Here is a 350-nt window from a genome sequence, read left to right as displayed (position 1 = left end):
CACTTACGGCCTGCACCGTCGGGCCGAATTTCAAGCCAGACAAGCTCAAGGTGCCCGACACCTTTGTCGAGCAGCGACAATCGGTGACGGCAGCCGAGATCGCGCGGACCGAAGCAGACATGAATGACTGGTGGGCCCAGTTCCATGACCCGATGCTGAACGAGCTGATCGAGGCCGCAGTTAAGGGTAACTATGATCTGCAGATTGCCTCTCAGCATATCGTGGCAGAGCGCTCTGTCCGTCGGCAGGCTCAGGCAGCTTGGTATCCCCAGCTCGATGCAGCCATGGGCGGGGGCGATGACCGGTATTCCATCAATCTCTATAACATGTCTATTATACACATCTGACAC

1 protein-coding gene is annotated in these 350 nt (G+C 56.9%); it reads left to right on the top strand.

Annotated elements, in window-relative coordinates; translation table 11 throughout:
- Nucleotides 1-347, top strand: a 347-nt coding sequence (locus KP705_RS19865) for a TolC family protein (protein ID WP_252348466.1), incomplete at its 5' end; no start/stop codon positions are given.
- Between the last annotated feature and the right edge of the window lie 3 nt (nt 348-350).

Origin of the sequence: Gluconobacter sp. P1D12_c, from assembly GCF_018812105.1 — a bacterium.
Lineage (GTDB): Bacteria > Pseudomonadota > Alphaproteobacteria > Acetobacterales > Acetobacteraceae > Gluconobacter > Gluconobacter oxydans_A.
The sequence above is the reverse complement of the archived record's forward strand: the minus strand, read 5'-3'. Positions and strand labels throughout refer to the sequence as shown.